Here is a 5,522-nt window from a genome sequence, read left to right on the forward strand (position 1 = left end):
CCCAGCGCCCCGTCGGCCGACGACGAGCAGGCGGCCGAAGGCGCGCATGAGGCCGCCCTGGCCGAGCGGGAGGCGGCCGAACGGGCCCTCGCCACGATCGAGTCCCGGCACGCCGACGCGGTGGCGGCCACCGGAGACCTGGACGCCGGCACCGCCGAGGCACGCGTTCGGCAGGCCGAGGAAGAGCTGGCCCGCCTGCAGGCGGTGGCCGACCGGGAGCCGGCGATGGCCGCCGCGCTCGACCGCGTCGAAGCCGAACGCGAACGGGTCAGAGACCAGGCCAGGGAGATCGCCGAGGCCCTCGCCGCCCACCACGCCCACCGCACCGGCCTGGAAACCGAACGCGCCCGCCTGCACACCCGCCTCACCCAGGCCATCCACCCCACCGAACCGGTTCCCTCGGAGACCGTCCCGGCGCAGGCCGGCCTCCGCACGGCAGGAGACGCCGCTGCGGGCATGCTCGCCGCCGCCGACCGTGAGCTGCGCAGGCTGACGGAGTCGGAGACCAAGGAGCCTGGGCTGGCGCGGGAGGCGGCCAGGCTGGGACGGGAGCGGCTGGAGCTGGAGGAGCAGGGGCGGAGGGTCGCCGCGCGGCTGGCGGCGTGCCGGACCAGGCATGAGGAGCTCAGCGGTGATGCGGCACGGCTCAGTGCCAGGCTGGATGCCGCCCGGGGCGGTGACGCGACGCTGACGGCCCGGCTGTCCAGACTCCACGACGAGGCCGAGTTGCTGCGGGAGGCGCTGGAAGCCACGCAGGCGGCGGTCGCGGCCGCGGACGAGCTCGATAGAGCCGGGCAGGCCGCCATGGAGGCGGCGATCGAGGCCGGGTTCGCGGACGTGGCGGACGTCGAGGCCGCGTACCGGAGTCCGGCGGAGCGGGAGGGCAAGGCTGAGGCGTTGCGCCGGCTGGATGACGAGCAGGCCGCCGTCACGAGCACGCTGGCCGATCCCGAGCTGGTGGCCGCCGCGGCCGAGCCCGCCCCCGACATGGAGGCGGCCGGGGCCGAGCGGGAGGCGGCGGAGCAGGCGTACACGAGTCTGTCGAGCGGGCGCGACCGGGCGGTGGCCAGGGCGCGGCGGCTGGAGGAGCTGTACGCCGAGCTGTCGGCCTGCGTCGAGAGGTGGCGCCCGGCGGCCGACCGGCACCGGCTCGCCGAGCGGATGGCCGCGCTGGCCGGCGGCACGTCCAGCGACAACCAGTGGAGCATGAGCCTGTCGTCGTACGTGCTGGGGGAGCGCCTGCGGCAGGTGGTCGACGCCGCGAACGAGCGCCTCGACCACATGTCGGCCGGCCGCTACCTGCTACGGCACGACCTGCGCAAGACAGCCGGGTCGCGGGGCCGTTCGGGGGGCGGGCTCGGCCTGCGCGTGGCCGACGGGTGGACCGGCGTCGACCGCGACCCGGCGACGCTGTCGGGCGGCGAGAGCTTCATCACCTCCCTGGCCCTGGCGCTGGGCCTGGCCGATGTGGTCACGGCCGAGGCGGGCGGCGCGGAGATCGGCACGCTCTTCGTGGACGAGGGCTTCGGCACCCTGGACGAGGACACGCTCGACGGCGTGCTCGACATCCTTGACGGGCTGCGCGACGGAGGCCGGGCCGTGGGCATCGTCAGCCACGTCGCCGAGCTGCGGTCCCGGATCACCGCCCAGCTCAAGGTGACCAAGGCCCGTACGGGCTCCACGCTCTCCTCCATCGGAGTGTGAAGGGCGGGCCCGCCAGGCCGGCACCGAGAACACGGACACGGCGTCACCCTTGACCGGGCGGAGATCTAGTCTTGACGCGTTGCTCACTCTGTTGCTGAAGGAGTCGTTCATGCGCGTCGTCGTCACCGGAGCCCACGGCAAGGTCGGCCGTGCGGCCGTCAAGGCGCTGATGGAGGCCGGGCACGAGGTGACCGCGGTCGACCTGACGCGCCCGGTATGGGAGCGGCCGGAGCCGGGTGCCCCCCGCTACCAGCAGGCCGACCTGACCGATGCCGGGCAGGCTTTCGCCGTGGTGCGCGGGGCCGAGGCGGTGGTGCACGCCGCCGCCATCCCGGATCCGACCGCCAACCCGCCGCAGGTGGTGTTCCAGAACAACCTGATGGCGACGTTCAACATGATCGAGGCGGCGGTACGGTGTGGCGTGTCCCGGTTCGTCCACATCTCGAGCGAGACCGTGCCCGGCTTCTTCTTTCCCGAGCGGCCGTTCCTGCCCGACTACGCGCCGGTCGACGAGGATCACCCGATCCGGCCGCAGGACCCGTACGCGCTGGCCAAGCACTTCGGCGAGCAGCTCATGGACGCCGCCGTGCGCCGCTCCGACATCAGGTGCATCTCGCTGCGGCCGAGCTGGGTGCAGCACGAGGGCAACTACGAGCGCAACCTGGGCCCGGTGGTCCGCGACCCCTCCCAGGCAGGGGCGGGCCTGTGGAGCTACATCGACGTGTACGACCTGGCGGACGCCATCGTCCTGGCTGTCGAGTCCGATCTGCCCGGACACGAGGTGTTCTACATCGCCTCGCCGGACAACGCGGGCGGGCACGACTTCGCCGCGGCCCTGCGGCAGTACTTCGGGGACAAGATCGAGCTGCGGCCGCTCGCCCGCCCGGACGCCTCCGGCATCTCGTGCGCGAAGGCTCACCGGATGCTGGGCTGGAACCCGAAGCGGTCGTGGCGCGACTACCTTGACGAGAACGGGCGCACCCGCTCCGCATAGGGTCGTTACTGCGCGGCACCGATGCCGGAAAAGGCCTGGTCAGCCGAGGGTGCTGATCAGGTCCGGGAGCTTGGCCGGGTCGTGGAAGAGGGTGGCGCCCAGGCCCTTCAGGCGGGCGGGCGGGGTGAGGCCGCCGGCGTAGGCCAGGCAGCGCATTCCCGCGCTCGCCGCCGCCATCACCCCGAACGGGCTGTCCTCCACCACCACGCAATGCTCCGGCGCCACCCCCATCGTGGCCGCCGCGTGCAGGAACAGGTCGGGCGCCGGCTTGCCCTGGGCCACGTCCTCGGCGCTGAACACCCGCCCCACGAACCGCTCGGCCAGCCCCGTGAGCTCCAGGCTGCGGCGGATCGTGACGTGCCGGCCGTTCGAGGCCACGCAGCTCGGCACGGTGAGCTGATCGAGCGCCGCCTCGATGCCCGCCACGGTGCACAGCTCGGCCTTGATCGCGGCCGTGTACTCGTCGTAAAGCTTCTCCCACCAGCCCGGCGGCGTCTCGCCGACCTGCTCGGCCCAGTATTCGTTCGTGCAGCCCACGAACCGCTCGGCGTACTCCGCCTCGTCGATCGACCAGCCCAGGCGCCGCAGCGCCGCCGTGCCCAAGCGTACGGAGATGGGCTCGCTGTCCACGAGCACCCCGTCGCAGTCGAAGATGACCAGATCGACAGCCAAGATCGGTTCCCCCCAAGAGTCGCCCGTGATCTACCTCGAACATATCGGGCCGGCGCGCGCAGCATGCCGGGGAGGAGTACGCACGGCACAACGGCCATGCTGACCTCATCCGTGAGTCGGTGGACGGGCTCACCGGAGAGTAGCCGCCGGGCCCCTGGCCGCGCCCGCTCAGGGCCGTCAGGCGGGGTCGTAGCTCGGGAAGAGCAGGGACAGCTCACGCGGGTGGGTCGCGATCAGGCGCAGCTCGTCGTCCGTGAGCGGTCTGCCCGTCATCGCGTTGCAGAGCTGGACCAGCCGGAACGCGAGGTCCTCCTCCTCGATCACCTCGATCCCGAGCCCGTTCATGACGTGCCTGAACCCGGCCTTCCCGCCGTACTCGCCGGTCAGCACCACCCGGCCGCTGCGCGCGTGCCAGTCCTCGGGGAACGGGCCGAGCGTCGCCTCGTCGTACAGCTCGTAGTTGCCGTGATCCTTCAGCGCGCCGTCGGCGTGGATGCCCGACTCGTGCGCGAACGCGTTGCGCCCCACCCCCACCTGGTTGTACGGCAGCGGCTGCCCGAACGCGTAACTCGCCCACAGCCCGAACCGCCGGGCCCATGACAGGTCGAGAGCGTCGCCGATCTCCGCGTTCAGCCCGAAGCCGTGCTCGAAGGCCAGGATGGTGGAGAGCAGGTCGGCGTTGCCGGAGCGCTCGCCGATGCCGTTCACGCACGTGTTGATCCACGCGTCCTGCCCGGCGTCGAGGTCGCCGAGGGCGCCCGACACCGAGTTGGCCACGGCCATGCCCAGGTCGTTGTGGCAGTGCGTCTCGACCGGCAGTGCGGTGGCCGAGGCCAGCTTCGAGAAACGCTCGCGGATCCGGTCGGGCGTGTCGCCGCCGATCGTGTCGCAGTAGCGCACCCGGTCGGCGCCCGCCTGCTTGGCCGCCAGCGCGAACTCCAGCAAGAACCCGTCATCGGTACGCGATCCGTCTTCCGCGTTCACCCCCACGGTCAGCGCGCCCGCGTCCTTGGCCACGCGTACCGCGGCCGTCATCTCCCTGATGATCGCGTCCCTGTCCAGCCGGCCGCGGAACTTGTTCTGGATCATGTAGTCGGACGTCGAGATCGACAGGTTGTAGTGCTTCAGCCCGAGCGGCGCCGCCTTCTCCACGTCCTGCGGCACGCCCCGGCACCAGCCGGACAGCCGCAGCTCACCGAACGCCCCCGCCTCGGCCAGCGCCACCTGCGCCTTGACGTACGGGACCTCGTGGAAGAGGAACGGGAAGCCGATCTCGGACTGCGCCACGCCGAGCCTGGCCAGATAGAAGTTGACCATGGTCTTGCCGAACTTCGACAGGCCGGTGCGCGCGGTCTGCACGCCGTCCCGGTTGGTCACATCGAGAAAGTGCACTTTTGGCATGCCCTCACGTTGACATGTTCGCTCAACATGGATCAATATTGATTTTCATCAACCTGGAAGGCTGCTGGGGTGGAGTGGATCGACGCGGCCACGGCGTCCGAACGTCTCGGGGTCAAGCCCGCCACGCTGTACGCGTACGTGAGCAGGGGAGTGCTGCAGCGGCGGCACAGCGACGACGGGCGGCGCAGCCTGTTCTCCGCCGAGGAGATCGAACGGCTCGCCCGCCGCGGCCGCCCCCGCAGCCAGCCGCCCGAGCTGGTGATCGAGTCGGCCATCACGGCCCTCGGCGTCGACCGGCCCTTCTACCGGGGGATCGACGCGCTGGAGCTGGCGACGACGAGCGACTTCGAGACCGTCGCGGAATGGCTCTGGACCGCCGATCCCACGCTCTGGCAGCACCCCCTCGCCTCCACGCCACCCGCCGCCTCCTGCCCGCAGGCACCCGCCGCGGGGAAGCCGCACATGCGGGACGGCGGCCGTGGCGAAGGGACGGTGTGGCGGTGTGAGCCGGATGCGCTGCGGGCCGCCGTCGACGCGCAGCGCGGGTTGCCCGACGATCTGCTGCCCCTCGACCGCCTCCAGGTGATCGCCACTGTGCTGGGCGCGTCCGACTCCCTGCGCTACCAGCTCGACCCCGTCTCGGTCGCCGCCACCGGTCGCCGCCTGATCGCCGGCCTGGTCGACGCCCTGCCACAGCTCAGCGAGCCGCAGGGAGACTCGATCGCCGAGCGTCTGTGGTCCCGCCTGTGCC

5 protein-coding genes and 1 pseudogene are annotated in these 5,522 nt (G+C 71.9%); 4 read left to right on the forward strand and 2 right to left on the reverse strand.

The window, feature by feature from the left end; all coding sequences use genetic code 11:
• Window positions 1–1,704 (forward strand): SbcC/MukB-like Walker B domain-containing protein (locus tag EJK15_RS67380; protein ID WP_276615616.1); only part of this gene is annotated, 1,704 nt, incomplete at its 5' end.
• A 79-nt stretch (window positions 1,705–1,783) separates the two neighbouring features.
• The gene (locus EJK15_RS67385) at window positions 1,784–2,698 is read left to right on the forward strand and encodes an NAD-dependent epimerase/dehydratase family protein (protein WP_240778108.1); all 915 of its coding nucleotides are present in this window, start codon (window positions 1,784–1,786) and stop codon (window positions 2,696–2,698) included.
• 39 nt (window positions 2,699–2,737) lie between these two features.
• Here the strand turns inward: EJK15_RS67385 and EJK15_RS67390 are convergent, their stop codons facing one another.
• A complete protein-coding gene (locus EJK15_RS67390; RefSeq protein ID WP_138720613.1) occupies window positions 2,738–3,370 on the reverse strand; it encodes an HAD family hydrolase in 633 nt (210 codons plus the stop codon).
• A gap of 62 nt (window positions 3,371–3,432) precedes the next feature.
• Here EJK15_RS67390 and EJK15_RS67395 point away from each other — a divergent pair.
• Window positions 3,433–3,513: pseudogene (locus tag EJK15_RS67395) on the forward strand (mycothiol transferase); the annotation flags it as partial.
• A 34-nt stretch (window positions 3,514–3,547) separates the two neighbouring features.
• Here the strand turns inward: EJK15_RS67395 and EJK15_RS67400 are convergent.
• Window positions 3,548–4,771 carry a LeuA family protein gene (locus tag EJK15_RS67400; RefSeq protein ID WP_138720614.1) on the reverse strand — a complete coding sequence of 408 codons (1,224 nt, stop codon included), beginning with the start codon at window positions 4,769–4,771 and terminating at the stop codon, window positions 3,548–3,550.
• A 69-nt stretch (window positions 4,772–4,840) separates the two neighbouring features.
• Between EJK15_RS67400 and EJK15_RS67405 the strand changes: the two genes are divergently transcribed.
• A partial coding sequence (locus EJK15_RS67405; protein ID WP_206062282.1) for a helix-turn-helix domain-containing protein occupies window positions 4,841–5,522 on the forward strand: 682 nt, incomplete at its 3' end.

The organism is Nonomuraea basaltis, from assembly GCF_005893125.1.
Classification (GTDB): Bacteria; Actinomycetota; Actinomycetes; order Streptosporangiales; family Streptosporangiaceae; genus Nonomuraea; species Nonomuraea basaltis.

Bases quoted from the DNA above. Each gene is read 5' to 3' on its own strand.
- EJK15_RS67400 (WP_138720614.1), bottom strand. From the start codon at position 4,771: ATGCCAAAAGTGCACTTTCTCGATGTGACCAACCGGGACGGCGTGCAG.